This is a genomic window from Pseudomarimonas arenosa (genome assembly GCF_014841215.1).
Taxonomy (GTDB): domain Bacteria; phylum Pseudomonadota; class Gammaproteobacteria; order Xanthomonadales; family Xanthomonadaceae; genus Pseudomarimonas; species Pseudomarimonas arenosa.
The window spans coordinates 1-26843 of the sequence record NZ_JACYTR010000066.1 but is presented as its reverse complement, the minus strand read 5'-3'; the positions used below and the strand labels follow the sequence as shown (position 1 = coordinate 26843).

Annotated in this window: 21 protein-coding genes; 5 read left to right on the top strand and 16 right to left on the bottom strand. The window is 62.7% G+C overall.

Translation table 11 applies throughout. From position 1 onward, the window contains the following. Positions 1–513 precede the first annotated feature (513 nt). The 16 genes from IFO71_RS18940 to IFO71_RS18865 form a co-directional block, all read right to left on the bottom strand. Entirely contained in the window at positions 514–939 is a 426-nt protein-coding gene (locus IFO71_RS18940; protein WP_192031248.1) for an MAPEG family protein, read from the bottom strand. Between the two features lie 166 nt (positions 940–1105). Beyond that, positions 1106–1699, bottom strand: a complete 594-nt coding sequence (gene trmY, locus IFO71_RS18935; protein ID WP_192031247.1) for a tRNA (pseudouridine(54)-N(1))-methyltransferase TrmY — start codon at positions 1697–1699, stop codon at positions 1106–1108. Positions 1700–1804: 105 nt separating this feature from the next. Continuing rightward, positions 1805–2689, bottom strand: a complete 885-nt coding sequence (locus IFO71_RS18930) for an SGNH/GDSL hydrolase family protein (RefSeq protein WP_192031246.1) — start codon at positions 2687–2689, stop codon at positions 1805–1807. Between the two features lie 111 nt (positions 2690–2800). Then, positions 2801–3985, bottom strand: coding sequence for a Wadjet anti-phage system protein JetD domain-containing protein (locus IFO71_RS18925; protein ID WP_192031245.1), 1185 nt, complete (start codon positions 3983–3985; stop codon positions 2801–2803). Beyond that, on the bottom strand, positions 3963–7319 hold the full coding sequence (locus IFO71_RS18920; RefSeq protein ID WP_192031244.1) for an ATP-binding protein: 3357 nt from the start codon (positions 7317–7319) through the stop codon (positions 3963–3965). Before IFO71_RS18920 ends, IFO71_RS18925 begins: the two co-directional genes overlap by 23 nt. After that, entirely contained in the window at positions 7316–7972 is a 657-nt protein-coding gene (locus IFO71_RS18915; RefSeq protein WP_192031243.1) for a DUF4194 domain-containing protein, read from the bottom strand. The genes IFO71_RS18920 and IFO71_RS18915 overlap by 4 nt, the downstream gene beginning before the upstream one ends. Continuing rightward, positions 7959–9422 (bottom strand): DUF3375 domain-containing protein, encoded by a 1464-nt coding sequence (locus IFO71_RS18910; RefSeq protein ID WP_192031242.1) that lies wholly within the window; start codon positions 9420–9422, stop codon positions 7959–7961. Before IFO71_RS18910 ends, IFO71_RS18915 begins: the two co-directional genes overlap by 14 nt. A 178-nt stretch (positions 9423–9600) precedes the next feature. Further along, positions 9601–10443 carry a sterol desaturase family protein gene (locus IFO71_RS18905; protein ID WP_192031241.1) on the bottom strand — a complete coding sequence of 281 codons (843 nt, stop codon included), beginning with the start codon at positions 10441–10443 and terminating at the stop codon, positions 9601–9603. Further along, positions 10443–10916 (bottom strand): SRPBCC family protein, encoded by a 474-nt coding sequence (locus IFO71_RS18900; RefSeq protein WP_192031240.1) that lies wholly within the window; start codon positions 10914–10916, stop codon positions 10443–10445. Before IFO71_RS18900 ends, IFO71_RS18905 begins: the two co-directional genes overlap by 1 nt. Positions 10917–10994: 78 nt before the next feature. Then, positions 10995–13007 carry a tetratricopeptide repeat-containing diguanylate cyclase gene (locus IFO71_RS18895; protein WP_192031239.1) on the bottom strand — a complete coding sequence of 671 codons (2013 nt, stop codon included), beginning with the start codon at positions 13005–13007 and terminating at the stop codon, positions 10995–10997. A 143-nt stretch (positions 13008–13150) separates the two neighbouring features. Beyond that, the gene (lnt, locus tag IFO71_RS18890; RefSeq protein WP_192031238.1) at positions 13151–15634 is read right to left on the bottom strand and encodes an apolipoprotein N-acyltransferase; all 2484 of its coding nucleotides are present in this window, start codon (positions 15632–15634) and stop codon (positions 13151–13153) included. A 62-nt stretch (positions 15635–15696) separates the two neighbouring features. Further along, on the bottom strand, positions 15697–16419 hold the full coding sequence (locus IFO71_RS18885) for a hypothetical protein (RefSeq protein ID WP_192031237.1): 723 nt from the start codon (positions 16417–16419) through the stop codon (positions 15697–15699). 21 nt (positions 16420–16440) lie between these two features. Next, positions 16441–17526 (bottom strand): SGNH/GDSL hydrolase family protein, encoded by a 1086-nt coding sequence (locus IFO71_RS18880; protein WP_192031236.1) that lies wholly within the window; start codon positions 17524–17526, stop codon positions 16441–16443. Between the two features lie 291 nt (positions 17527–17817). Then, a complete protein-coding gene (locus IFO71_RS18875) occupies positions 17818–19599 on the bottom strand; it encodes a Kelch repeat-containing protein (RefSeq protein WP_192031235.1) in 1782 nt (593 codons plus the stop codon). Positions 19600–19905: 306 nt separating this feature from the next. Continuing rightward, a complete protein-coding gene (locus IFO71_RS18870; protein WP_192031234.1) occupies positions 19906–22128 on the bottom strand; it encodes a sensor histidine kinase in 2223 nt (740 codons plus the stop codon). Between the two features lie 29 nt (positions 22129–22157). After that, a complete protein-coding gene (locus IFO71_RS18865) occupies positions 22158–22868 on the bottom strand; it encodes a response regulator transcription factor (protein WP_192031233.1) in 711 nt (236 codons plus the stop codon). 372 nt (positions 22869–23240) lie between these two features. On the opposite strand from IFO71_RS18865, the gene IFO71_RS18860 reads away from it, so the two are divergent. The 5 genes from IFO71_RS18860 to IFO71_RS18840 form a co-directional block, all read left to right on the top strand. Next, the gene (locus IFO71_RS18860) at positions 23241–23765 is read left to right on the top strand and encodes a PspA/IM30 family protein (protein ID WP_192031232.1); all 525 of its coding nucleotides are present in this window, start codon (positions 23241–23243) and stop codon (positions 23763–23765) included. After that, a complete protein-coding gene (locus IFO71_RS18855; RefSeq protein WP_192031231.1) occupies positions 23762–24352 on the top strand; it encodes a hypothetical protein in 591 nt (196 codons plus the stop codon). The genes IFO71_RS18860 and IFO71_RS18855 overlap by 4 nt, the downstream gene beginning before the upstream one ends. Positions 24353–24381: 29 nt before the next feature. Next, complete coding sequence (locus IFO71_RS18850) at positions 24382–25590, top strand: vWA domain-containing protein (RefSeq protein WP_192031230.1); 1209 nt, start codon at positions 24382–24384, stop codon at positions 25588–25590. Between the two features lie 188 nt (positions 25591–25778). Continuing rightward, the gene (locus tag IFO71_RS18845; protein ID WP_192031229.1) at positions 25779–26522 is read left to right on the top strand and encodes a substrate-binding periplasmic protein; all 744 of its coding nucleotides are present in this window, start codon (positions 25779–25781) and stop codon (positions 26520–26522) included. Positions 26523–26559: 37 nt separating this feature from the next. Then, a partial coding sequence (locus tag IFO71_RS18840) for a hypothetical protein (RefSeq protein WP_192031228.1) occupies positions 26560–26843 on the top strand: 284 nt, incomplete at its 3' end.

Genomic DNA, 26843 nt, shown 5'->3' with positions numbered 1-26843 from the left:
GGTGCGTCAAGGCGATTCCATCCGCCACGCTGGCTGAGCTTGTCGAAGCCAGCCGACCAGCATTGCAACCTCAAAGCTCGCGTGGGCACCTTCAGGGCTCGCTTCGGTGAGCCACCCTTCGACGGGCTCAGGGTGCGTCAAGGCGATTCCATCCGCCACGCTGGCTGAGCTTGTCGAAGCCAGCCGACCAGCATTGCAACCTCAAAGCTCGCGTGGGCACCTTCAGGGCTCGCTTCGGTGAGCCACCCTTCGACGGGCTCAGGGTGCGTCAAGGCGATTCCATCCGCCACGCTGGCTGAGCTTGTCGAAGCCAGCCGACCAGCATTGCAACCTCAAAGCTCGCGTGGGCACCTTCAGGGCTCGCTTCGGTGAGCCACCCTTCGACAAGCTCAGGGTGCGTCAAGGCGATTCCATCGTTACCGCCCTCGGACTCTCACCCGCCCTTCGGGCTGTCTCTCAGTGCGAACAGGGCAAGCCATCGTCCGTTTCGGGTCGATTGCAGCCCTTGCCCGCTCAAAAAACGAGCAGCGCGGCCCTGATCGTCAAGGCAAACAACACCAGCGATGACAGACAGAACACCGCGAACCGTGTCGGAATATGATTCCACACACACTGAATCAGACTATGCACTAGACGCAGCGCCACGTAGGCCCAGGCCAGGCCCAGACTGATGGCCGACTGATCACCGAGCAACGCCAGGGACAAGGCCGCGGCGAAGAAATAGGTTGGCTGCTCCATCAGGTGATTGAAGTTGTCGGCCTTCCAACGCACGCTCGCGGGCAGCTGGGCCATTTGTTCGCCCCTCGGCACTCGTCCATCGAGCCGCATGCGCATCTGGATGATGGCCGGGATCCGGGTCGCGTACAGCCAAACCCAGATCACCGCGCACCACAGACAAAGGGCAATCACGGGCGCAAGCATCGACTGGCCGGTTGGCATGCTGAATTCCTACATGAGGTTTGGGTGCGCTCTCAACCTAACGCCATCGCCTGCAGCCGAGTAAGAGCGAGTTCCGACAGACGCGTCCGATTCGGCCTGTGACACGTGGGCGCGGCGCCAGCGCCCCACCCGGCGGCACACCGCATCCCTTGTGGCCTTGTTCCGCCTATTGCTGATCCAACTCATGGTGAATCAACAGCACGCACTGCGATGCGAACAACATCGTCGAGCCCAGGGAAATCTTCCGGGCGCCCAATCGTTCCAGGCTGTTGAAACTCTTCTTTGGCATCGGGATATGGTCGGTGAGCAGAAAGCAGGGGTTTTCTGCAAACGTCTGCTCGCGAATCGGTGTGCCCTTGCGGTCCATCACATACAGCTGGTTTGACTCGGCAAGCTCCTGCACCAGTCGTTCAAAACTGATCGTGCGCACCTCGATACCAGGCTCTACAACACGCTGCTCTTCCTTGCCCATACCTCTCGATACATCGAGGGCTTTGGCCACCTTGGCGAGCAGTGCCTGCTCATGAAAGCCGCCGATATTGCTAACCTCGTTCGACCCAAAGCGGAGGGTGCGCGAGTAGTCGGAGGAGCTTTCCAGCACCAGGTATACCACCACATCCGTTCGATGTGACTGAGCCACGAACAGGGCATTCATCAGGGTATGAGCCAGGATCTCGGTGTGGGCACCGCTGCCCACGCCCGCGAGCAGGCGCTGGCTGTCGGTGGGGGCCGCCCGGGCTCGGAGAACAAAGGTGCGCATCGGTGTCTGACCTGTAGCAAGCGTGTGACGAAAGGCACAGCAGGCTGCTGAAACAAGTCTCAGCAGCCTGCTAAGGCTCGCACACTTCGACCCGATTCAGCACCCTCATCCCAGGTGGAAATCGAGCTTGCGCTTGAGCTCGGCAGCGAACACCTTGGCCAGAGCATGAAAACCGGCACTGGTGGGGTGCATCTCGTCAAACCATAGTTCGCGACGGCTCAGAGTTCCGCGCAGATCGACATAGTCGAAGACATCACCATGCTCGTTGCGCAAGGGCTCAAGCACACTCGAGACAAACCCGTCGATCAGTTGCCGGGCGAAGGCTTGCTGATCCGGCACCAACGGCAGCACGTGCCGAATATGATTGCCAATCCACGGCCCAATGGTGTTCTTGATCAGGGCCACGGCGCCGATATTGGCCAGGGTCAAGCCTCCCGCCTCACCCAGTTTGACCGGATAGTCATAGGTATGGGCAACGATGGGCACGCCCGGACGCGCCGCCTTGAACGCCTTGATCAGTCGCAGATAGGCCTGTCGAACTTCCTCGTAACGACCACTTTGCCGTACTTTCGCGATAGCTTGATTGACGCTCATGGCGCTATCGCCCTGAAACAAGGCCTTCAAGAAATCATCGACAAAGTCATTGCCGCCAGCGCTCAACAACACCAGATCGAACTCGAAGCCTTCGAACCAGTCGACCAGCCGTCGGGTGGCCTTGGTGCTGAAGATATCGACGGCCAGGTCTCCGCTGTGCTCCGTGCGAAAAAACGATCCGCCCCTGCCGAACACCGGCACACCTCGGGCATTGTCAGCGGCCGATGGATACACCAACCAATCCAGCAGATTCATCGCCGCTGGCGTCGAGAACCAGCTGTCGCCTTCGCAGAACACGATCGGCGTCTGCTGGAACAACGCCGGCTTTCGCTTCAACGCTCGATAGACCTTGCGAAACTCGCCTGCACGGGTCAGCATCATCGAGGGACTGGGCATGGGCCTGCTCCGGCTGAGATCCCACAGAGGAGAACGGCTTACCGGTGAAACGTCAAGTGTGGAAGGTCGTTTGACCAGCATCGTGGCCAATCACCTGGCAATCCGCTGAGTTCAGTCGCCCTCCCCACTTGCAATGCCCAGCGCAGCCGTCACGGCCGCCCAGGCGTAGTCCCAGGCGATCCGCTCCTGCTCCAGCCGTAGCCGCGGCGCCCAGCGGCCTCGCTGCAGATCTGCATAGAGTTTCGCTTCGGCGCTAGCCAGGCCATCGAGCTGCTCGGCCTGCAGCGGAGTTGGTTCGTCGCCACAGACCGCGCGGTGGCGTAACAGGGTTTGTTCGTCCATCAGCAGTGATCGGGCGTGCGGAAGGTGCTGGCGGAGCCGATTGAGGATGGCGAATCCATGGGTGTCGATATCGCCCCAGTAGTACAGCGGTTGCTCGGCGACCCAGGGCAATTGCGCCAGCGCGTCGACCGCATAGCCACGACCAATCAGCAGCAGGCTGCCCGGCAAGTCGGCAAAGGCGAGGCCGGTTTGCAGATTCTCTACCGCGAACACCTGCTGCAGGCCCGACCAACGCAGCTGTGCCAGGTCGGCAATCGGCGCCAGCAGGTCACCGAGTCCGCCAATCTGCATTCGCAAGGCCGGATCCAGCACCCGCAGATGGATGCGATCTGGCGGCGAACGCAATCCAGCCAACGCCATGAAGTCGCCCGCTGGCGCTACATCGAAACCGCGCATCGCGATCATCCACTCGCGCAGGACTCGCTGGTAGAAACTGTCCAGCCACTTGCTGTCGATGCCAGCGATCGGCAACTGGCGCGGGTACAACTGCGAGTCCGGATGCGCCAGCAGCCATTCGAACACGGCGATCACGTGCTCGATCTCCTGGTCGTCAAAGCCCAGCAGTGGATCGAGCTGCAGGGACAACGCAGGGCGCAGTGCCGGCCAACGTTGCAACAAGCGCTCAACGCGATCACGAGCACGCCGCCACCGCACGGCGTCACCAAGATAATCGGCCACCGCCGCCGCGGAATCGAAGCAAGCATAGGCTGGCAGCCGTTGCACGCCGTAACGGCGCCAGCGACGTTCGACAAACTCGACGCAAGGTTCGTGCTGCCATTGTCGCAGCCACTGCTCGAACAGATCCCAGTGCGCCTGCGCCTGCATCTCGGTGGGCGCGCCCAGCGGTAACCGCAGTGGCCAGTCGCCGCCGCCGAGCAGCCAATCACCGCCGTGCTGCAGCAGCCGTTGCTGCAGCCGGTCACGCAGTGCCTCAGGCGTCTGCCAGCGCGCCATGCTGCGTCTCAGTCTCTGGTAACCGCAAGCGCTGACGTTCGTCGTCGTACTCGATCAGCAGCACGCCGGAGTCGTGCCGACCGTTGATGTCGACGAAGCAGGCGCCGCCGATGAAAGGCTCCAGCGTCATGACCGATTTCAGCGGCGTGGCGACGATCATCTGGAAACCGAAGTTCTCGAAGATGTCCATTGCCATCGCGGTGAACTCGTTGTCGGCCTTGTCGAAGGCCTCATCCAGCACTACCGCGGCGTAACGTGGAATGCCGTCGAACTCGCTGCCGAGCTGGTAGCGCAGCGCGGCGGCGAGACAAGTGGTGGCGAGTTTCTGCCGCTGACCACCAGACTTGCCGGCGCCGCTGCGGTAGACCTCGATCTGACGCTCGCTGCCGGTCTCAAGCTCCTCGCCGATGAATTCGACGTGCAGTCGTACGTCCAGCACCTGCTCGCGCCAGCGCACCGCCTCGGCATCTTTGGCCGCGAGCCGCAGGATCAGCTGCCGCAATGCATCGAACTGCTGCTCGGCCAACTCTCGATCGTCGGTCTGCCGATGACTGAGCACGCCGGAAAGCTGTTGGCGGAATTCCACAACTTCGCGCAGGCCGCGGTCTTCGACCTTGATCTGCAGATACGTGTCGCGATTGAACGGCACCCGCTCCAACGCGGCGTTGACGTCTTCCATCCGCAATCGGATCTGCTTGTGCGCCTGCTGGATATGGGTTTGCAACGCGGCCAGATTCTGCCCGCTTTGGGTACTTAGCAGATCGAAAAAGCGGTGCTCGAACTCCGGCAGACGGTCGTCTTCCAGCCGCTTGAGGCGGGCGAAAAAGTCGCTGGCGAAGTCGAGCTCGGCGCGAAAATCACCCGCCTCCTGCGGCCATTCACGCATGAAACTGGCGAAGCGATCGACGATGGCATGGGTCAAGCTCGCCGCTTCGCCTTCCAGCTGGCGGATGCGCTCGGCGATCGCGCGTTCGATCCGACGCAAGTGCTCGTTCAGATTGTCCAGACTCAGTGCCGGCAGCGCGGCCAGACGTTCGCCCAGTCCCTGTTCCTGCACCGGCGTCAACGGCAGGATAGCGACTCGTTGTTGGCATTCGTCGAGTTCACGCTCACGCTTGACCGCCTCCTTGGCCAAGCCCTTGCGGTTGGCATCGAGGTCGTTCACCTTATCCTGCAGTTTGTCCAGACGTTCGCGTGCGTGGCGGATCTGGCGATCGAGCTGTTCGAGATCGACCGAAGCTTCGCGCAGCGCACGCAGCAGGCCTTCGATGCGATCGACTTCCTGCAAGGCCGGCGCCACATCGATTTCGTGCCAGTCGAGCTGCGCCAGTTCGCGCGCTGCACCATCGGCTTCGCTGCCACGCTCGCGCTGCAGCTCCAGCTCAGCACAGTGTCGCTGTAACTGCTGGCGGTGTTGCTCCAGCGCGGCCAGGTCGGTCTCGAATAGCCGCTGCTTGTCGCGGTTGTCGAAGCCGAGCAGCCAATAGCGGCGGTCGTCAATCGCATGACGATCATCCTTCTCGTGGCGCTGCCGACCGTGCTTGACCTGCCCTTCGCGAGTGACCGCACGCTCGCGTTCGCGCAAACGCCGCGACGAGTCGACGCAGTCATAATCGAAACGGCGAGACAACTCAGCTTGCAACCAATCGCGATGCGGATGCTCGGCGTACTCGAGCTTGCGCAGCAGCGACTCCGGCCCCGGCCGCTGCGCCGCGACCGGCTCGGTGCCAGCGATACGGTAGTACACCAGCTTGCCTTGCAGATGGGTGTCGTTGACCCAGTGAGCCACCGCAGCGTAGTGGCGTTGGTCGACCAACAGCGACAACGCAAACCCGTGCAACACGCGCTCGATCGCCCCGCGCCAATCGGCCTGATCCTCGCGCACCTGCAACAGCTCGCCGACAAAGGGCAACCCGTTCTCGGCCAGGCCGACCGCCGCACACAGCCGCCGTCGCAGTGCCTGCATCGTCTCGGGCAGGTTCGAGGGATGTCGGCGCAACGCATCGAGCTCAGCGCACAGGCGGACAAAGCCCTGGTCGGCTTCGCGCAGTTCCAGTCGCAGCCCATCGAGCCGCTGTTCCAGCTCTCGGCGCAACGCCAAGCTGCCTTCGAGACGCTGACGCGCTTGATCGCGCTGTGCGACGAAACGCTCGGGGTTGTCAGCCAGCGACCATTCGAGCGCCGTGCAGGCGCGGCGCGCACGGTCGAGACGCCGCGTGCGGTCGTCGCGCTCTTGCGACCAACGCTGTAGCTCGCGCTGCAAGCGTTCGATCTCGGCGCCACCGCTGTTCTGGTAACGCACCGCCAGATCGGCCACGGTCTGCTCGTGGCGACGCTTGAGATCGTCCAGCGCGCGCTGTTTAGCGACCAGGCCGGCGTCTTCGGTGGCTATCGCCTGCAAACGTTGATGCAACAACTGGCTAAGCTGACGCTCGCGAAAGCCATCGGCACCGCGCTGCAGCTCGCTTTCGGCCGCCACCTCCCGACGCAGCTGCTGCAGCTGCTGATGCGCGTCACACGCCGGGCGTAGCGTCTCGATCTGCCGCCGCGCGGTGACCACCGCCCGATGCGCGGCATCGAGTTCGGCGAACTCCTCGACCAGGCGTTCGGCAACCTCGAAGGTGACCGGTCGATCCAGCATGAACTCGCGCAGAAAACGATTCAGATCGCCGAGGTTCTTCGCTGACTGTGTCTTGTGTAGCAATCTCAGCGCGTTCTCGCTGTCGATGCCGAGCAGATGGCGGAAGCGCTCGGCATAGGCGCTGAATCGCTCGTGATGGTGCACATCGCTTAACCGCTTCTTCAGCCGACGCACGTCCAAGTCAAAACCATCGAGTTCAGCGATCTCGAAACCGCGCTCAGCCACCATATAGTGCTTGCGCACATCAGCGGTGGCCGCGCTATTGCCGTTAATCCAGATCAACCGGATCAGGCTGATCTGCCGCCCGGCCTGGTTGCGGTAAGTCAGCGCCAGCGCCGACCAGGTGGTGCCGCGACGCAGATACTGGGTGGCGACTTCGCCAGAGGCGTCATCCTGGCGATCGGCCCAAGCGCCGCGTAGGTAGGACAGCAGCGAACGATCGCGTCCGCTGCGCTCGGCTTCGCGCGCGGCGGCATTGAAATCGAGCCAGGTCGGCGGCGTCAGCAGCGCGGCGATAGCGTCGAGCAGGGTCGATTTGCCCGAACCGGAACGGCCAACGAACAGGAAACCGCGCTCGGCGATGGGGATGTCGTGCAAGCCCGAAAACGTTCCCCAGTCGTACACCTGCAGCCGGCACATGCGGAACTGCTCGGCGCGTGCATCGACGCCGCCGGATACGAACAGATCGCTCATGCGTCGTCCTCATCGTCGCCGGCGACATCCGCATCGATGGCGAGTCGCGCGCGGTAGTTTTGTAGCAACGCATGTACCTGTTCAGCCGAGAACAACAGTTTCAGCGTCGGCGCGATCTCATACCGCTGCTCGCTGCCGCGCAGCTTCTGCAGCACGCTGTTCTTTTTCATCTTCTCGATCGAGGCAGCAACCCGCTTGCCGAAACCGGCGGCATCCGTGGCGGTGATCCGCTGATACACCGACAATTGCTCCTGCAGCTCGGCTTCCTCGATAACCGCCCGCTGATCCTGCAGGTCGGACTCAGCCAGGCGCTGGCGCAGGCACAGCAGCAGCACCGAATCAATGAAGGTCAGCGGGCTGCTGCGCAGCAGGATTGGCGCCTGCAGGTCGCCGGTGTCGGCCTGGCGGACGAAGGCGGCGCGAAGTTCGTGGTCGATCACCAGCTCCAGGAACAGCTCAGACAGCCGCGCCCGCAACACCGCCTCGTCGCGTTCCAGCACGCGCCATAGCAGCGCATGCCGTTCGGCATCCAGATAGGGGCCGACCAGCAGTTGGCATAGTGTGCGTCGGGTGTCGAACGGCAGCGTACCGCTGTCGCCGGCATACAGTTCGGCCGCTTCAGTCGCCAGGCATTCGGTTTCAGGCGCAGACATTGGGAGCTTCACGCAGGAAGTGGATCAAAGGTATTCGCGCCATTCGAACGACGCCGTCGCCACCACTCCACTGCACGGTTTCGAACGCTGAGCGCGAGACCACGCCTTGGCGACTTCCGAGAGTCAGATAGCCGACCACGCTGCCCAGGCCCTGCTCGGCCGGAAAACGCGCCAGCAACTGGCCGATCGAGCATTGCGCGCGCTCCACAAGCAGTTCAGTGACATGCGCGCGCAGGCGGCGGAAGTCGATCTCCGATTGCGCGACCAGCTCACCGATATTGTCGAGCGACAAGTTCAGTGTTTCGCCGCGACGCACATGGCCATCAACTTGCCGCTCGGCTGGGTCGAACAGTCGCCATTGCGCCAGTGAGCGCAGCCGCGCGCTGGACAGCTGCAGCTCCAGCGCGATCGGCTGCTCGGGACGCAGCTGGCCGCGCAGTTGTAGAGCGGTGGCCTGAGTCTGTTTGAGCAGGGCGTCGAGCCGGCGCTGCTCGAGGAACTCGCGGCTCTGCACGAAGCCCTTCAGACTGCGGGCGAAGCGCTGCAGCACCTCATGCACCTCTCCACCGCGCAGCAACAGCGTGCGGGTCAGGTGCAGCAGGAACGCGCGCTCGCGGCGCTGCAGGCCGCTGGCAAACTCGCGGCGCAGAATCGCGTCGATCGCCTCCTCTAGCCGCGCGCTCTGCTCGATATCGGTGAGCAAGTTCCAGAACGCGGCGAAACTGCGGCCGGCATCGCTTTCGGCGATGACATCGACGCCAGCGAACAAGGCTTCCAGGATCGCGCCGCGGTCCCGTTCTTCGCCCACCAGTCGTTCGCGAAACTCGCGGTTCAGCCGCTGAAAGTCATCGCGCACCCGACGGAAATCCTCGGCCAGCTCATCGGCCAAGGCGATTGCCTCGCGCGCGCGTTCCAGGGCCCGCTGCGGCTCCACTCGCACCACCCGGCCGGCCTGCAACTCGGCGATCTCGGCGCCGATGCGCGCCTGCTCGGCTTCAAGCTGTGCAAGGCGTCGTGCCGGATCGGTCTCGGTTTCGTCGGCCAGCCTGACCAGCTGCTCGATCACCAGCGCCAGCCGGCTCTCGGTGGCAGCGCGGCGGCCCTGCTCCAGACCGGCGACGAAGCGGATTGCATTGATCGCCGCCGTGGTCAGCTCGTATTGCTCCTCACTGGCGCCGTCCGGCAACGAGCGCTCTAGCCAGCCGGACGCAAGCCAGTCGGCGACGTAGGCCTGCGCCGTCTGTGGCAATTCATGGCCGAGCGAGCGCAAGGCATCAATCTCGCGGTTGAGTCGCTCGTGCAGCACCGAGGCCGGCAGCCGCCGCTCCTCGTCGAGCAACAAACACTGCAGCAGACCAAGGATCGCCGACGCATTGGTCGCCGCCAACAGCCGCCACAGCGGGGCTTGGCGCAGACGGTGCAGGGTGGCAATGCGAGCGTGCGGTTTCATCAACAGCGGAACAGCGAACGGCGAGTTGGCTGCCGATGATACTCGTCTCGTGGCCCCGCCTCACGGGTGCAGTCGGCGGATCTGCCACGAGGGCCTTCCCTCATTGGGCATCAATGTACTTTCCAACCTGTCGCCGACGTGACCTCTCAGGCTGCTGAAACTCGTCTCAGCCTGCTATCTATGGGTCCCTCCGGGCATGCGATGCTGCACGCTCAGGTGGGCACAGCAGTTGGCCGATGGCGGCGCGCACTCCACCTGCGCGGCCGGCATCCCTGAACATCGCGATCCACTCGTGAAAGGTCAGGGTGATCGGGTTATGGCTGTGCACCTGACCGATGATGCCGAACTCACAGGGCACCTCGGGATCCTCTTCGACATAGGTGCCGAAAAGGCGATCCCAGATCACCAGCACACCGGCGTAGTTGCGGTCGATATACTTGGGATTGCGCGCATGATGCACGCGATGAATCGAGGGTGTGTTGAAGATCTTTTCCACCCAGCCGAGCTTGGGGATCGCCTGGGTGTGCACGAAGAACTGAAAACCCAGATTGATTGCCACCACGGCAATGATGTGCGTGGGCTCGAAGCCAAGCCAGGCCAGCGGAAGCCAGAACACCCACATACCGGAGATGGGATAGGTCAGGCTTTGCCGAAACGCGGTTGAAAGATTGAGCCGCTCCGAGGAATGGTGGGTCACATGCGAGGCCCATAGCCAGCGAATCCGATGACTGGCGCGGTGGAACCAGTAGTACAGAAAGTCCTGTGCCAGGAATAGGGCAAAGATTGACCACAGCGTTGCTGGCCAATCGAACAGGCGGTATTGGTAGACCCAGTAATAAAGCCCGATGACCAATAGCCAGGCGAGTGCATCGGCGACCTGATGCATCAGGGCCAAGCCGGCATTTGAGAGCGTGTCGACCCAGCTGTACATCTCGGGTCGCCGGCTGCGCCAGTACCAGGCCTCCAGCACGATCAGTCCGAGAAACACCGGCGCCATGCCAAGCAGGATCCACTTCTCCATCAGGCAGCTTCCCCTACGGGCCGCGCGGATTGGGCCATCGCGCGCAGACAGCGAGTCATTGCGGTGCGCATGAAAACCTTCAGCAGCAGCCAGGCCAATGGTCGGGTAAACACCGACGCCGGTTCCCAATCGTAGGTCCAGCGCACCCGGGTGCCGGTGGCCTCCTCACTGAACGTCCAGTTCGCGTGCCCTACCCGGGCCAGCCAGGCCAGCGGCGGCCTGAGGCCAGACAAGCGATAGGCGTGCCGTCGGGGCGGATCGAGGAAGGTGATGGTTTCAATCATGCAGGCGCCGTCCATGCTTTCGACCCGCCGGGTCGCGCCTATGCCCGGGGGCGAATTGTGCTCGATACACCGCAGGCCCGGCACCGGCCCGCAACCGGTGAACAGCTGCGGAAACCGCTGCACATCCAGGGTGAGCGCGAACAAGGCATCGGCGGGCGCTGCGATCACGTGTTCGACACTCAGGTGCATCAGCGAATTCCAATAGCCGGCAGGGACGCAAACCATACCTTCACATATCATTGGCCGTCCACTGGACCGGACATCGGGCTAAGCCCAAGAACTGGTGATGCTGACCGCACCCTGCTCAATCGCCTCCGACAGCGGTTTGGCCAGTAGCGCATCAATGGCCTCGGTGCTGGCCAGGCCTTTGTTATCGACGATCACCCAACCGTTTCGGCCCTGCGATTTGCCGTGATAGAGGGCTGCGTCGGCCAGACTTATCAGCCGGTTCCAGCTGCCCAGATGATCGGTATCGATAAACGGAAACTTGACCGCGCCCACGGTACAGGTGACCGCCAGCGGCTCCCGGCCCTTGATGTCGAATGGCAGGCTATTGACTGCCCGCACGATTCGTTCGGCCAGCTGCCGAATGCGCTCGCTGCTGTCGACGCGGGCTACGAGGACAAACTCCTCTCCGCCCCAGCGCACCAGCAGATCGGTCTCGCGTGTGGCGACACTGATACGCTTGCCGAGCTCGATCAGAACCTCATCGCCGACCTGATGACCGTAGGTGTCATTGATCTTCTTGAAGTGGTCGATGTCGAACAGGAAGATGGCCAAGGCCACCGAGTCATTCGAACGACGGGCGCGAACGATGTAGGCCAGTTCGCGTTCGATCTGCTGCTCCAAGGCACGTCGATTGCCCAGCTGGGTCAGCGAATCCCTGACGCTCATGCGCTCATATTGCTCGGCCAGACGCTTTTTCTGCCGCAGCTGCGAGGCGATCAGCAGGGCCACCGCCAGCAATGACACGGTCAGCGCGATAAAGAACTTCTGCCGCTGCGCATTGGCCAACTCGCGTTCCTGCTGAAGATCCTCCTGCTGCTTCAGCACCACACTCTTCAGCTCCGACTCGCGCTGCAGGCGAACCAACTCGGTGTTTGAGGCGGCGCTGGAACCACGCCGACGTAGCTGCGGCTCCAGCTTTTCAATGAACAAGGTCTTCAGTGCTTTCAGACCAGCCAGTTCGATATCGGCATCATTGCTGGCGGCCAGGCGCCGATAGACATCCAGCTGCACCTCCACCGTAGTGTCGGGATCCAGCGTCAGGCAACTGGAGAGACTGTGCGATTCATCCCAGTGGCGCGCGGTCAGCTGCTGGTAACACGAGAGGTATCCCTGGACCACTTCTCTGCCAGTGAAGTAGGTGATCTTCTCTGCCTGCGCTCGCCGCAGATACGCCCTGGCACGCTCAAAATCCCCCAGCTCCGCCGCGGCCAGGGCGGAGAAGGTCAATGAACTGGACCGGTAGTCGTTTTCCGAGTCGTTGACTTGATCAAAGTTATGCAGCGCCTTGGCGTAGTCGTGCAAATGCAGGGTATAGGCGATTCCGGTATTGAAATACGCCAGCAGGATGTTGTCCTGCAGAATGCTCTTGTCGGAGGTGTCGCGGGGGTTGTTCAGAGCGCGTTCGCTCTGCTCTCGTGATCGCCTGAGCAGATCGATGCCCTTGCGCACATAGGCCTCATCGCCATTGACGATGTAGTTGGTAGCCGTGTCCATCATGATGGTGCTGAGTAGCTCGGTGTCATCCGGGGGCGCCAGCGTCAACGCGGTTTCGTAGCTCTCGAACGCAGCCGAGATATCGCCCTGCTGGGATTGCTCCCAGGCTAGATCGGTCAGTATCTCGGCGGCAGCCGAATGGTTACCCAGCTGCCGAGCCTCATGCACCAATTGGGCGATCAGTGGAATCGATTCCTCGACCTTTTCGCTTCGGGACAGGATGCAGCGCTGACGATAAAAGATATCCTCTCGTAGCGGCTCGCTTTCAGCGCAGATCCTGGCCGCCTCCTGGCGCTTGTCGGCGTAGTACAGCTCGTTGAACAGGACGCGCTTGAGCCGATAGATCTCGACCGCGCTGGAGGCCCGAGCGAGTTCCGCCTGAAGCCATGCAAGTCGCGCTGGATCGTCGAGCTCCTCGTACAACTCCGGCAGTGCCGGAAGGCTCCTGAACTCGGCGTAGCTGATTTCCGCCCGCAGTGGCGTTGCGAACGCGATCAGCGCAATCAGCGCTGCGACAAGCACCGGCGTGGCAGTGACCGAGACCAAACTGCGGCTCATTCCTGGCTATCGCTCGCGTAGCGGGGACGACGCCCAGGAGTCTAGCAGGTCCTGTGCGATCAACCGCTTACAACGCCCACGCCGCCCTCAACCCGGCCACCGGCCCGGACGGGCTTCGCTCCATGACGCCCGAGCGCGCATGCTCAACTCAGCACCCGCCAGGCAAACCATATTGGAACCCCCAGATAGAACATCCCGCGGCCAAGCCACTCCAGGGCAAAGCGTGCCGTGGCCACCTGTGTTCGATGGATGGCAAAGAGTACCCAACACAGCGTTTCGATGGCCGTGCGCAAGGCAGCGGCGAACAGCATCAGGCCGAGTGACCACGATGCCCACCAGATCAACAGGCCGAGCAACCAGGCCTGCAAGCCATAGGTGTAGTACTCGCCGAACGCGCCGCCGTAGGTGATGTGCTGATGCAGGCGAAATGCCGGCAAGGCTGGCAACAGAGGAAACAACGCAAACTTGAGCCAGGCGCTGTCGAGCCAGCGCCGTCTCGCTTTGCTGCGCCAATCAGAGAGGGTCGCGCTCCATGCACTTGCTGTGGCATCGCGAACGCCCTGCGCTACCAAGCATGCGAGCAGCTGTGGCGGGTCAGCGGGCATCAGGGCGAACGCCCATCGTCGTCCGGAGCGAAACTGCAGCGAGAGACCAGGCGCCGGCAGGGGCAAGCACCAGCGTTGCAGGGCCTGCAACTGATCGAGATCAAGCTCGATGCGACGGCCACGCTGTTCAATGATCAAACAGCGGCCCTCTACCCGCGCCGTGCCGACAACGATGAACTTGAGCAGACCCGCCAGACACAGCGGCAATACAACCGCAGCGAGATAGAGCTGAATCTGCCAGGCTGAGCTGACCTGCAGGCCGTCGCCGCGCAGCATCAACACCAGCAGCAGGCCGAGCCCGGTCGCCGCCGCCCCTCTTAGCACAACGATTGCCCAACGCACGCTGGACGGAAGCAGCCAGAGCTTGTGAGCTTCACCCGGCTTGGGCAAGGTCACGCGTGCTGCTGCGTTGTCTCGACTGGCGCTCAACCGGCCGACGGCTGCCACGACCAGGAAAACTGCCAGCCCCGCCAGGGCCGCTGGCCCCAGCCATTCACCCCAGCGCACCATCAAGGTCGGTGGTGGCGCCTGCGCGGGCACCGGTCCGGCCAGCACGGCGCGATCGCCGGCGGCGGCGACCGCCAGCACTTCTCCCGCCGGATCGATAAAGGCGCTCAGTCCGTTGTTGGTGACCCGCAGCTGCGGCAGCCGCGTTTCGATGCTGCGGAACTGCGCCACCATCAAGTGCAGTTCAGCCCCCTGTGGTGTAGCGCTGAACCAGGCGTCGTTGGACAGGCCGACAATGGCTTGCGCGCCCAATCTGGCCCCTTCGATGGCCAGCCGTGAGCCGACATCGTCCAGGCAGATCAGTGGAACGACCTGTAGTGTGCGACCATCGCGGCTGCGCAGCGGAAATACCCGTGCTCCATCGCCTGGCTGCCAGCTACCGGCCCATGGCAGCCAGGCGCGCAAGCGTGGGCCGTCCAGCCAGGACGGCACATGCTCGGTGATCGGGAACGGGCGGGTCTTGCGATAGAAGCCGAGCAGCCCGCCGGGTTCAACGAAGGCGGCCGCGTTGTATTCACCGGCGTGGTCGATGTCGTAGGTGCCGAACACCAAAGGGCGATCGATCTGCCGAACGAACTCAAGGATTTCCCGGTCGAATGCCGCGCCGTCTTCACTGCGCGGATTGAGGAAGGTGGTCGGATACACCGTCTCTGCCCACACCAAGGCATCAACCCCATGCTGCTCGATGGCCGACTGCGAAAGTTCAAAGTGCACATCGAGCACCTCGCGCACCACGGCATGCGCGCTGCTGTCGCGACGACGCTGCTCGTAGTCGACCAGGGCGCTTTGCACCAGCCCCACCCGCAGCTCCTCAACCGGCTCCGACCAGGCCTGCTGCAGCTCCGACAGACGCCAGACCCCATAACACCCCATTGCGCTTGGAATCAGGGCGAACGCCAGCAGCGCCGGCAGCCAGCTCCGCCAGCCGGCGCGGCGTGCACGCAGCACAGCAGCCATGGCCTCGTTGCTGAGCAACAGGCACAGGGTGATTGCCCCCACTCCGCCCAGATCGGCAATCTGCCGCAGAGTGATCGCCGGTGCCAGACCGTGACCGAAGGTATCGCCGAGCACCTTGGGCAGCAGCCACTCGGCGGTCAGCCAGGTCATGCTGGCGACGACGACGGCCCACAACAGGCCGTAGCGTTGCGTTGCGTGGCGCGCCCAACTGTATAGCCAGACCTGCGGCTGCAGCAGGGGTGCGAGCAGACAGAACAGCAGCAGTGTCCAGCCCACCGGCAGCCCGGTGTACTCTGCGACAGCCAGACCAAACCAGCTGAAGGCGGCTAGCACGAAGGCAATGCTCATGACGACGCCAGCGGCGATCGCCGCGCCGTTCGAGCGCAAGCCGTGCAGGGCCAGCATCCAGGGCACCCAGGCCACAAAGCCAATCGGCCAGGCGGCACGCTGCGCTGCGAACACGGCTATCAACGCAGACGACATCAGCACGCCCAGCAACAGACGCGCCCAGGGGCCATTCATCGCGCTGGCTGCGCCACGCACCCGCTCGATACCCAAGCCGCCTCCCTGCTGATCGCAATCACTTGCTGGTTTCCTACCCGCGCGATGAACGTCGACGTTCAGGGTGGCGGCGGTACCTCGATCGGCCGGATCGGCAAGTCCGGTGGCGCCAACTCGGGCGGCACCACGCGATCCTCAGGAATGAGCAGCGGATCGCCACGCTGATCAAAGAATTCGTGGTCAGGCGAAAACATCAGGATGGGCTCGAGCAACTCACCTTCATCGGTCACTTGATGGTGGCGCACATACCCTTCGGGCAAGACATAGTCCTCAGGCACGGCCAGACCCTGCAGTGGTGGACTGGTACCCGGCGGGTTGAAGGCCGCAATGCCACCAAACTCGCCGACCGCATGCAAGGCATCGATCAGCTCTGCCATGGTCGGTTCAGGATCCTGCGGCGAAACATAACTGGCAATATCATCGGGATCGCCGCTAGGCGCATCGTCAAACAGGCTGTTCGGCGTGGCGCTCACCGGCGCTTGTTGCCGCTGCAGGTTTGGTGTCAGCGCCGAACGACTGCTCACCGGCCTGATCTCAACCGGACTGTTCTCTACCGGCGTCGACTGCCGGGGTGCAGGAGGCGCTGATGACACCACCGACGCCACAGCACCGGCTGACTTGCCTGCGCCCACTTTGATTGTGACCCAGGCCACTGCGGCCACCAATAGCAACACGCTTGCCAGGGCAAACAACAGCCAGCGCAGATGCTCTGGCTGCTGTTGCACACGCACGCCGTCGACACATGTCGACGGCGCAAGCTGCTGGCGAGTCCGGTTGTTCATTGCACCGGTTCTTGGCAAGAATCAGGGCGTTGCCGGATTGTAGACGGACAGGCCCCAGCCCATGCGTTCATGGCCATAGCGGTTCCAGATCGGGCTCTTGCCGCCGCTGAAGCTGGTGTAACGCGGCGCTCCCTTGCCTGTACTACCGCCCCACAATCCGGCTGATACCGTGCCACCAGTGTAGGTCGGGTGGACATCATCTGACTGAATGTAGTCGTAGCTGCTGCTGGCGCTGACAAACTTGGTGTTGGCATCGCGCAGGGTTGATCGCAGGGTCATGGTAATGCGATTGACGTAGCTGGTCTCGCTCTCCCCCGCCACATGACGCAGTGCATCGGAGTCGATCTGTCCGTCGCCGTTGCTGTCGTAGTCAGCGCCCATGTACTGAGCAAAACTATCGGTGCATTTGAAGCCCTTCTGGCGCGCGTACTCACACATCCAGTAGTTCATCTGTGCCAGCACCGGCAGGAACTTGTCGCGCATATTCACCGTGGCGCCGGTGGCGCTGTCGCGACACCTGCTCTGCACGTTGTCGGCGTTGTAGCCCGGGTAGTGCAGATTGCTGATGACTTTCAGCTTGACGTTCGGGCTGGCATTGGCATTGATGTAGTCCATCGCTGCTGCGACGTAGGTCTTGCAATTATTGAGCGCCGTGGTGAGTACGCTGTAGTTGCAGGTGCCCGATTGCCCTTTGAAGCTGGTCCGGGCCTGCAGTCCGTCATTGCCACACATCTCGAAGGTAACCACGCGAGTCGAGGCGGCCTGCATGTACGAACGCTCGCCGACGATCTTGTTCTGGTACACATCCGAGGCGATCGCGCCCGACTTTGCGCGTCGCACGCTTTCAATGTCGGCATTCCACAAGGCCGACAGATACTCGGCATCGACCGTCGGCGCCGAGTACTTGGCGGCTTTGGTGGTCGAGCCGTAGTAGCCGGCGTAAATCGAATCGCCATAGGCCACCACGCGATAGGTCGTACTGGTACCCGACCGATCGATGGTCCATGACACGTTCTGGTTCAAGGTATTGCCCGCCACTTGACCGGTGGCCAGCAATAGACAGGCAGGCAGAAGCCTGCGGCACGCTCCGCGGATCTCGACACCCATAACCCCTCCCAAGGCAGTGGTGCACGCCTCGGCCGCCGGATGGCAACCGATTGTTCGATGAACCCACACGAAACTGGCGCAGCACCGCTGGGTGCCCCCTGTGCGCCGTGAAGCAGACTATTCCGCACCGTACGGTATGGTCAAGAGTCTCCGCCTTCGAGTGGCGAACGGCCTGGATTGCCCCTTGCTGTGTCGCAACATCACGTTATGCAGACACACATTGAATCAATGCCCTAGATAACGCTGCGACGCAACAATTCCTGAAAAATCAGCGACAGACGTTCAGCCGGATTAGGGGCTATTTGGCCATTGCAGCTCGAACACCCGTGGAGTCGCGCCGCTGAAACGACCCGCGTCGACCGAACCACCGACATGGAATCCGCGCCCGTTGACCGCACTGCCGCCGGAGCCATGCACGCCGAGCGGCAAAGCAGGGCCGATCCGCCAGCTGGTCATGCCCGCCGCAATCCATTCACTGCTTGGCTCGATGAAGGCACCTCCCGGGCTCAGCACCTCACCACCGGCAATGAACAGCCGCGGTCCTACGACAGCTGCCGAGAATCCTCCGCGGGCCGACGCGAAGCTCGGCCCTGAACGCCATGTTTCACTGACTGGACTGTAGACTGCCACCGTATTGGTCTCGGGCGAGCGCCCACCAATCACCCAGATCTCGTCCAGGAAGGCCACCACCTGGGCATGATCGCGCTCGACGAAGTTGGGCGCAGCAATGAACCGTGAGCGACGCTGTCGAGGATCAAACTGCTGCAGCCGCCCATCAGGATGGCCGACATAGGCCTGACCATGAAGCACCGCGGCCTGGCTGCCGAACGTGGACTGAAGCTCCGGCACTTCACTCCAGGCTTGACTGTCGAGATCGAAGCGATACGACATGTTATTGATCACACCATCGCCCAACGGCAGCCCACCGACATAGTAGATCGCCCCCTCGAACCCGAATGCGGCAAGATGATGGCGCCCAGACGGCATGGCCGGCAGGCTGGTCCAGGTGTCGGTGTCCGGCGAATAGCGACGGAACGAACGCGGCGCTGAAAAGCCGCCAAGCGCATACAGATGGCCGCGATGACTGGTCACCGCCAGTTCCGATGATGCGGGGGCCGGCGTCGGACTGCGCTCTACCCACTGCGGTGCAGCATCACCGAGCGCGGCCACATCGACACAGGGGGCACCGGCAATATCGGTCAGACGGTGAATCTCGCGGCTAGCGCTACCCCAGGCCGGATCGTCGGCCTGATACTGCAACTGCGCCTGATTACAGCCGGAGAAGTCAACCTGCAGACGCCCCCAGGGAGCAAGATCGATGTCGGCAGCCACGAAGTCAGGGCCGAAGCGAGTGCCAATCGGGCGATACAGCGGATCCACCACCAGCTGTTCGCCTGCGCGCTGCCCCGCCCCTACGATCCAGGCCTGGCGTCCCTGCAGGTCGTAGGTAAACCAGTACACCAAGGTGCGGCCATCGGCGAGTTCCTCCAACACCCAGCCTTCACCCGAGCGGCTGAGCTCAAACCAGGCGCCGCTCTTGCTGCGTAGCGCCCCGCCCGAACGCATGCCGGTCGACGCCAGTGTCGGGCCCTGATTGCAGTCGACCTGATCCAGCGCACTCAGTCGGATCAGCTCACGCTCTCCATCGGCATAGGCCTCGATGCCGTTCCAGCTCAGGGTCAGCCGCTGACAATCATGGAACCTGAGCCGCATCTCTCCCCAAGGCTGGCGATCGACTTCCGACGGATCAAAGTCGGCGCCGAATCGGGCGCCCACCGGCTGCAGCACCTGCTCGAACACCAACGTGTCGCCTTCGACCCGGCCACCGCCGGCGCTGAGCCAGGCCTGCACTGCCTCTTCATTTGCGGTGGGATAGGTGAACCACAGCATGGCTGCGCTGCCATCGGGCAAGAACTGCAGAATGATGCCTTCGCCGCTGCGATCAGCAGCGAACCAGGAACCGCTGCTCCAAGGCCCGACCCAGACACTGGCGGTCGACTTGTCAGTCCGGCTGAGGGCCTGCGGCACTGGATGCGGGGCCGAATGAATGCAGGCCAGACCTACCGAGCACATGAGAAGCCAGAGCAGCAGGCTGGTAAGCAGGCCATGCCCTCGACGTACTTTGCTTCTTGTTTGCGTGCGTATGCCCATGACCATCCCGATAGCCATATACGACTTAATTCGTACCACTGATTACACGGAAGCGCAATCGGTGCACCGTGGCGCCGAACCCGACAGGCGCGGCGGCCGAGACCGAGCCGCAACAGAGCTTCTCCTCCGGGCTGCGCGCCACAGGGGCAGAGCAGATCCACCAAGCCGATGATGGATGAAAAGCTGCTGAGACCTCCATCCCAGCGGCGTTCGGCGCCGCACACGTTGTCACGTCAGCAGCGGCAGACGCAGCTCAAACTCGGCCCCCGGCTCTCGATTGCGCACATCCAGCTCGCCGCGCATGGCCACGGCCAGCTGGCGCGCCAAGGCCAGGCCAATGCCAGTACCCACCGCTTCTCGCGTCAATTCGCTGCCCACGCGATAGAACAGTCGGAAGATCTTCTGCAACTGATCCTTGGGAATGCCCGGACCATAGTCGCGCACTCGCATCAGCACCCGCTCGCCCTGCACGAGCACCTGTAGATCCACCTGCTGAGTGCTGGCATGCAGTGAGAACTTCAGCGCGTTGTCGACCAGGTTGATCAGGATCTGCAACCAGGCATCCGTGTCGACCTCAACCAATCGTTCCGCCATCGCTGGATCAAGCTCAATGTTCAGGACGAAGCCGCTTCTTTCCACCTGTGCGGCCAGCTTGGAGCGGGCCAGATCCACTAAGGTGCCGAGACTGCGCGATTCCAGCTTCAACTGCAGCTCGTTACGTTCCATCCTTGCCAGTTGCAGGACATTGCCGATCAAGCGCGACAGCCGTTCGCTCTCCTCGTGGATGAAGCCGTAGTACTCCTGCTTCTTGGCTTCGCTGGCCCAGCCCTGCAACAGCAGCTCGCCGTACATGCGAATTGAGGTCAAGGGCGTCTTCAGCTCGTGGCTGACCGCCGACACGAAATCCTGCTGTTGCCGAGTCAGATCGATCTGTCGCCCACCGAGGCGATACAGCACCCAGAACACCACGCTCAGCACGGTCAGCAGGACCACGCCCAACCCGCGCACAGCCTGCGCACCGGGGCCGGCTGGCAAATCGTTGATGGTCCAGACCAGCTGCAGGTCCGCGTATGGCGCCGAGAGTCGCGCCTGCAGCAGCACCTCGCCCTGCAGTTGCTCAGCCGACACATAACTGCGCTCGCGCTCACCGGGCAAGGCACGCAACACCTCACCGCGGTACACCACCAACAGATCGCTCATGCCGGCGAGCGGGCTGGCCCTGAACGGCTGTTCAATCCGCGCCCGCATCCACGCGGCGCGCTCGAACAGCAGGCCCTGAATCCAACGTTGGCCATCGCGCCAGACACGCCGATACAGCATGCCGTGGGCATCGCCAAGCAGGCTGAACTCAAAAGGATCGAGCTCCCCTTCGAACATCCGAACCCGCCCGCTGGCCAGCTCGGACAATGCATCGTCCAGCGCCCCTGCGCCATCCAATGCCACCACCTGCTCCTTGCGCGGTGAACGCTCGCCTTTGGCCACATCCAGCGCATCAGCGATCTTCTTCGCCCGTTGTTCCACCAAGCCATCATGGTCTTCCGACTGCTCCAGATAGTTCTGTCGCAGCTTGAGTTGATCGAGGCGGCCGTAGTCGCTTTTCTGCGATCGTTCGAGCTTGCCGCCTGCCGACTGCAGCTCATCGAAGCCGCGCTGATTGGCCAGATAGTCTGCGCCCTCCCCGGCCACTGCCTGCTGCGGGATGGCGGATTCTTCCGTCGTGCCTTTCTGCTTCTGCTCCGCCGCCACCGATGGAGCGGCCGGCGGGGGCGGCGCCGGCGACAGTGCCTGCGGCATGGGCGCTTGACGGGCGGGCTCGCGCGCTGTCATGTCTTCTGCCACAGCGTTGAGGTCACGATCAGCCACGGACATGTCACGACCAGAAACCAGCTCACTCGGCCCAGCCTCGCGCTCCGCGCTGCTGGCGGCACTGCCCAGGCCTGACTCACGCGACGGCGAGCGAGCGTCGAACGCCGTTCGTTTGGCCACAAGCTCATTGCTCTCCAGCACACTCAGCAGCTGACGTGAGCGCTCACCGCGCTGCTGCAGCTCGGCAGGATTGAGTCCGTAGGCTGCCCCATCTTCCGCCGACAAAGGCAACAGCGGCGTGCTGAACACACCGTTTGCATCCACCTGAAAATAGCCGAGAACACCGGCATTGGCGCCCTGCGGCGGAAAGGCAGCCAAGGGTGAGCGTTGCAGCAGGCGCGATAGCGCAGGATCGCCGCCCACGACCAGAAACTGATAGTCACTGGCGCTGCGGGCATCCTCAACCAACGCATCGGCCTGCAGCTGCGTATCGATTCTCGACACCAGATCCTCGGCCACAGCCCGGTACTGGTGAAACGCCTCCCACTTGATCTGCCGTTCGGTCTGCCAGATCAAGGCCAGCAAGGGCAGCACCAGCAACAGCCAGCAACCGAACAGCAGCCAGCGCAGTCGGCGCCGACTCATCCAGGCCTGCCGCAGTCCGCGCACCGCCATCAACCGGCCGCGTCGCGAAGCAGGCGATAGCCACCGCCGCGCACGGTGATCAGCACTTGCGGCTCGCCGCTTTCGGGCTCGAGCTTGCGTCGGATCTTGGCGATATGAATATCCACTGTGCGGGTTTCCACCCCGGCGTCGCGAGCATAGCCCCAGACCTTGTGCAGCAGTTCTTCGCGCGGGACCGGACGCTCGGCATGCGCATGCAGATACTGCAGCACATCCATTTCGCGCCGAGTAAAGCGGGTGTCGACATCGTTGGTCAGACACAGGTTGCGGGTGTCGACGCACTTGCCCTGCGCCAGATGCAGCACAGCCTGCTCGTCCTGAGCGCTGCGCGTACGTCGCAGCACCGCCTGCACCCGCAGCACCAGCTGCGCCACTGAAAACGGCTTGGCGACATAGTCGTCGGCACCCATGCTCAGCCCCTGGATCACATCGTCATCGCCGCCGCGTGCGGTCAACATGATCACCGCCTGCTCGGCATCGTGCTGGCGGATCGCCTTCAGCACGGAAAAGCCGTCGAGCTTGGGCATCATCACATCAAGCAGGATCAGATCGAATCCGCCGCGCCTGGCCTTGGACAGGCCTTCCTCACCATCGACGGCGAAGTCCACCTCGAAGCCATGATAGACGAACACGTCAATCAGCCCGCTGCGGATGGCCGGTTCGTCTTCGATGATGAGCAATGTCGGTTTGGTGCTTGTCACAGATACTCCTTAACACTTTCTTCAGCTACCCCCTCACCCCAACCCCTCTCCCTCCAGGGGAGAGGGGCTTGAAGCCGCTGCGGTTCGGGGGCTCTCGCACCCTGAGCCTGACTTGAGCCCCTCACGCGGGAATTACTCAGCTTTGCTCTTGGAACCCCTTTCCCTTGGAGGGAGAGGGGTTGGGGTGAGGGGAAAAGCCTCCCAGGGTGAGGGGAAAGCCTCGCAAGACCCGCACCGCCAGCCTAACAACCCCCTTTCGCTCGCGCATGCAAATTCTTTGTAAACCCTGAGCCACAGTGTTTACCGAACTCGGCCTGTGCTGTGGCTGGCGCCCGACCTAGTCTGGATTCACCCCCAGCAAGGAGCGCCGCCATGGCCCTGATCACCCGACTTTCCCGCTGGTTCCGCGCCGATCTGAATGCAGTGCTGGACCGTCTCGAAGAACCCGACCTGGTACTGCGCGAGGCCATCCGCGAGATGGAAGAGGCCTTGAGCAATCAGCAACAGGCCCACCAGGCGCTGTTGGCCGAGATCGAGCAGCTGAGCGAACGCAGTCGCAAGCTGTGTCTATCGGCCGATGCGATCAGCGAACAGCTCGACCTGTGTTTTCTGTCCGAGAACGAGGCCCTGGCCAAGCAGCTGCTGCGCCGCCGACTGGAGCAACAGCGCCTGGCCGACACCTGTGAGCAACGCGCCGCGGACACCACCCGCCAGGCCGAGGTCCTGAACAAGGAAATCCAGCGCATGCAAGAACAACTGCAGGATCAGCGCAGCAAGGCCGAAGCGTTCGGCGTGCAGGCACAGAACGGCGATGCCGGATGCGATCAGCAACGCGTCACCGATGCCGACGTTGAGCTGGCCTTTCTGGCCGAGCGCCGCGCCCGGAGTGCGTCATGAACGGCGCCGCCCCCAGCATTCGTCTGCGCGGCTTCTGGCCCGAAATTCTGCTCGGTCTAGCACTTAGTCTGGCCGCGGCTGCGGTGTTTCAGGTCACCCGCGGCGTATTCGGCAGCGCCGACGCACTTCGCCTGATTCTGCTCGGCTGCGCCGCCGGCTACAGCCTGTGGATTCTGCGCATCGCCGAGGCCAAGGTCGGTCGCCTAGTGGCCTTTGCCGCCTTTGCCGTGCTGGCACTGGTCTTGATGATCTGGAATCCCACGGCCTGGACCTGGATCGGCAGCCTGCTGGGCTTTAACTGGCTGTTACGCTGCCTGTATCGCCACGACAGCCTGCTGGCAGCGATCACCGATGCAGGCTTGAGTATGCTCGCGCTGACGGTGGGCATTGCCAGCCTGCAGCACACCCAGAGCCTCTGGATTGGCTTCTGGTGCTTCTTCCTCACCCAGGCCCTGCATCACGCCATTCCCAAGGGCTGGGGCGCGCGCCCAGCGCGGCTTGAGACAACCCATCCCAACAACACCCCGTTCAACCAGGCCTTCCGTGCCAGTGAAGCCGCTTTCTCGCGCCTGGCCAGCCGCCGCTGAACCTCGCTTATCCGTCCAAGGAGACTGTCATGAAAAACACCCTACTCATCGCATCCCTGTTCGTCGCTACCGCCGGCGCCGTCTACAGCCTGCCGCACACGCGCAGCAAGCCGCCGATCAACCCAACCCCCGTCGTGCAACCGCTACCACCCATCGCACCGCCGTCGCAGAACGAACGACCGCGCGTCGAAGCAGTGTTCGTGCTCGACACCACCGGCAGCATGAGCGGCCTGATCCAGGGCGCCAAGGAAAACATCTGGTCGATCGCCCGCTCGATGGCCTCGGCCCGGCCAACGCCGGACCTGCATGTTGGGCTGATCGGCTTTCGCGATCGCGGCGATGAATACGTGACGCGGCTCACCGACCTCAGCACCGACCTCGATAGCACCTACGCCAAGCTGATGGACTTTGAGGCTGGCGGCGGTGGCGATACGCCGGAAAGCGTCAATCAGGCCCTGCACGAAGCGGTGACCAAGATCAGCTGGAGCCAGGACAAGAACGCTTACAAGGTGATCTTCCTGGTCGGCGATGCACCGCCGCACACCGATTACCAGGATGACGTGCCCTACGAGGCGTCGATCAAGCTGGCCTCCGAGAAAGGCATTGTGGTGAACACCATCCAGGCCGGCAGCGACCCCAACACCGCCCGCGAATGGAAGCGTATCGCCATGCTAAGTCAGGGCAATAGCCTGCACGTGGCGCAGAGCGGCGGTGCGGTGGAGGTGGCCACGCCGTTTGATGAAGCCCTGGCATCGCTGTCGAAAGAGCTGGATGACACCCGCCTGTTCTACGGCGATCGTGAGGACAAGGCCAAGATGGCCGCCAAGCAGGCCGCCACCAGCAAACTGCACGATGGTGGCTCACTGGCCTCACGCGCCAAGCGTGCCGCCTTCAATGCCTCGGCCGCTGGCGAAGCCAACCTGTACGCTGGCAAGGATCTGGTCGACGCGGTGAGCAAGGGCGATGTGGAACTCGAAGCCCTGCCCGCCGCCGCCCTGCCGGAACCGATGCAGGCCATGGCACCGGAGGCACAGAAGCAACTGATCGCCGAGACTGCCGAGCGGCGCAATGAAATCCAGACCAAGATCCAGGATCTGGTCGCCAAGCGCGAGAGTTATATCGCCAAGGAAGTGGTGGGCCGCGCCGATGCCGACAGCTTCGACCGGCAGATCTATGACACCGTGCGCGATCAGGCCGAGAAGAAGGGCCTGAAGTACGAAGAGGGTCCAAAGTTCTGATCGGCACGTCCAGCGGAATGCATCGACGCCCGGCCACGCCGGGCGTCTTGTCTTGCAGCTGGCAACGCTGAATCCGGATCAGCCATGGATGAAACTCGGCAGACAGTCATCCTGGGACAGGCGTAGACTGACGAGCACCGCTGTACCCGCTATCAACTGCTCCTATTCCATCCGCGATGGAGGCAATCATGAAACTCAGCGTGCTGTGGTGCGGTCTTGTTCTGTGGCTAGTCAGCATGGGTGCAGTCAACGCCCAATCATTCACAATCGGCGTCGAGCAAAGCGACTACTACCCGATTTCGGCCTACCGCAACGGCCAATATCAAGGCTACGCTCGCGAACTGCTGGACGCGTTCGCCAAGAAGCATGGCTACGAATTCAAATACTCGGCCTTGCCGATCAAGCGGCTGTATGCCGACTTCCTCACTCGCGACGAACTCGACTTCAAGTATCCGGACAACCCACATTGGCAACCGGACATGAAAGAGGGCATCAACATCGCCTATAGCCAATCACTGGTTGATAGCATCGAGGGCGGTATGGTGCTGGCCGAGCGCGTGGGAACACCACTCTCGGAATACAAGGCCCTGGGCACCATTCGCGGCTTCACGCCCTGGCCCTACCAGGACGCACTCGGCGGTGGGCAACTGCGATTGGAAGAGAGCGATGATCTGCCAACGTTGGTGCAAAAGGTTCTGCTGAAACGAGTCGATGTCATGTATATCAACACTTCGATCGCCAACTACCATTTGGCCGAAGACCTGAAAAAACCGGGAGCGCTGAAATTCGACCCGGCTCTGCCCCATGCGCCCGTGCAGTATCTGATGTCTTCGCGCAAACACCCCAAAGTGATCGAACAGTTCAATGCATTCTTGAGTGAGGAGGCCAGTTTGGTCGAACAACTCCGAAGGAAGCACAAGCTGACCGACTGAGCTGCAAAGCAGTGGCCGCACATCGCGCGAGCCGTTCGTGATCAAGCTACGCAGCGATGGAACCCTGGATGGCACATTCGGTGCGCTGGGCGTCAGCTTTCCCTCCTTGAGCGACCGGGTTTGCAGCGGAACCATTGGCTATGAACTCCGGGTCGCCGATCTGCACGTCGACCCCAACGGCGACATCCTTCTTGCGTTTAGCCCGGATATTTCACGAGCCCCTCAAGATCGCGACGTTCGTCCCGACCGGACGTTCGTGTGGCCTTCGCAGACCGGATTTGGCTGCTTTTGGGATGTTTTTCCGGAATTCAGACGCAATGC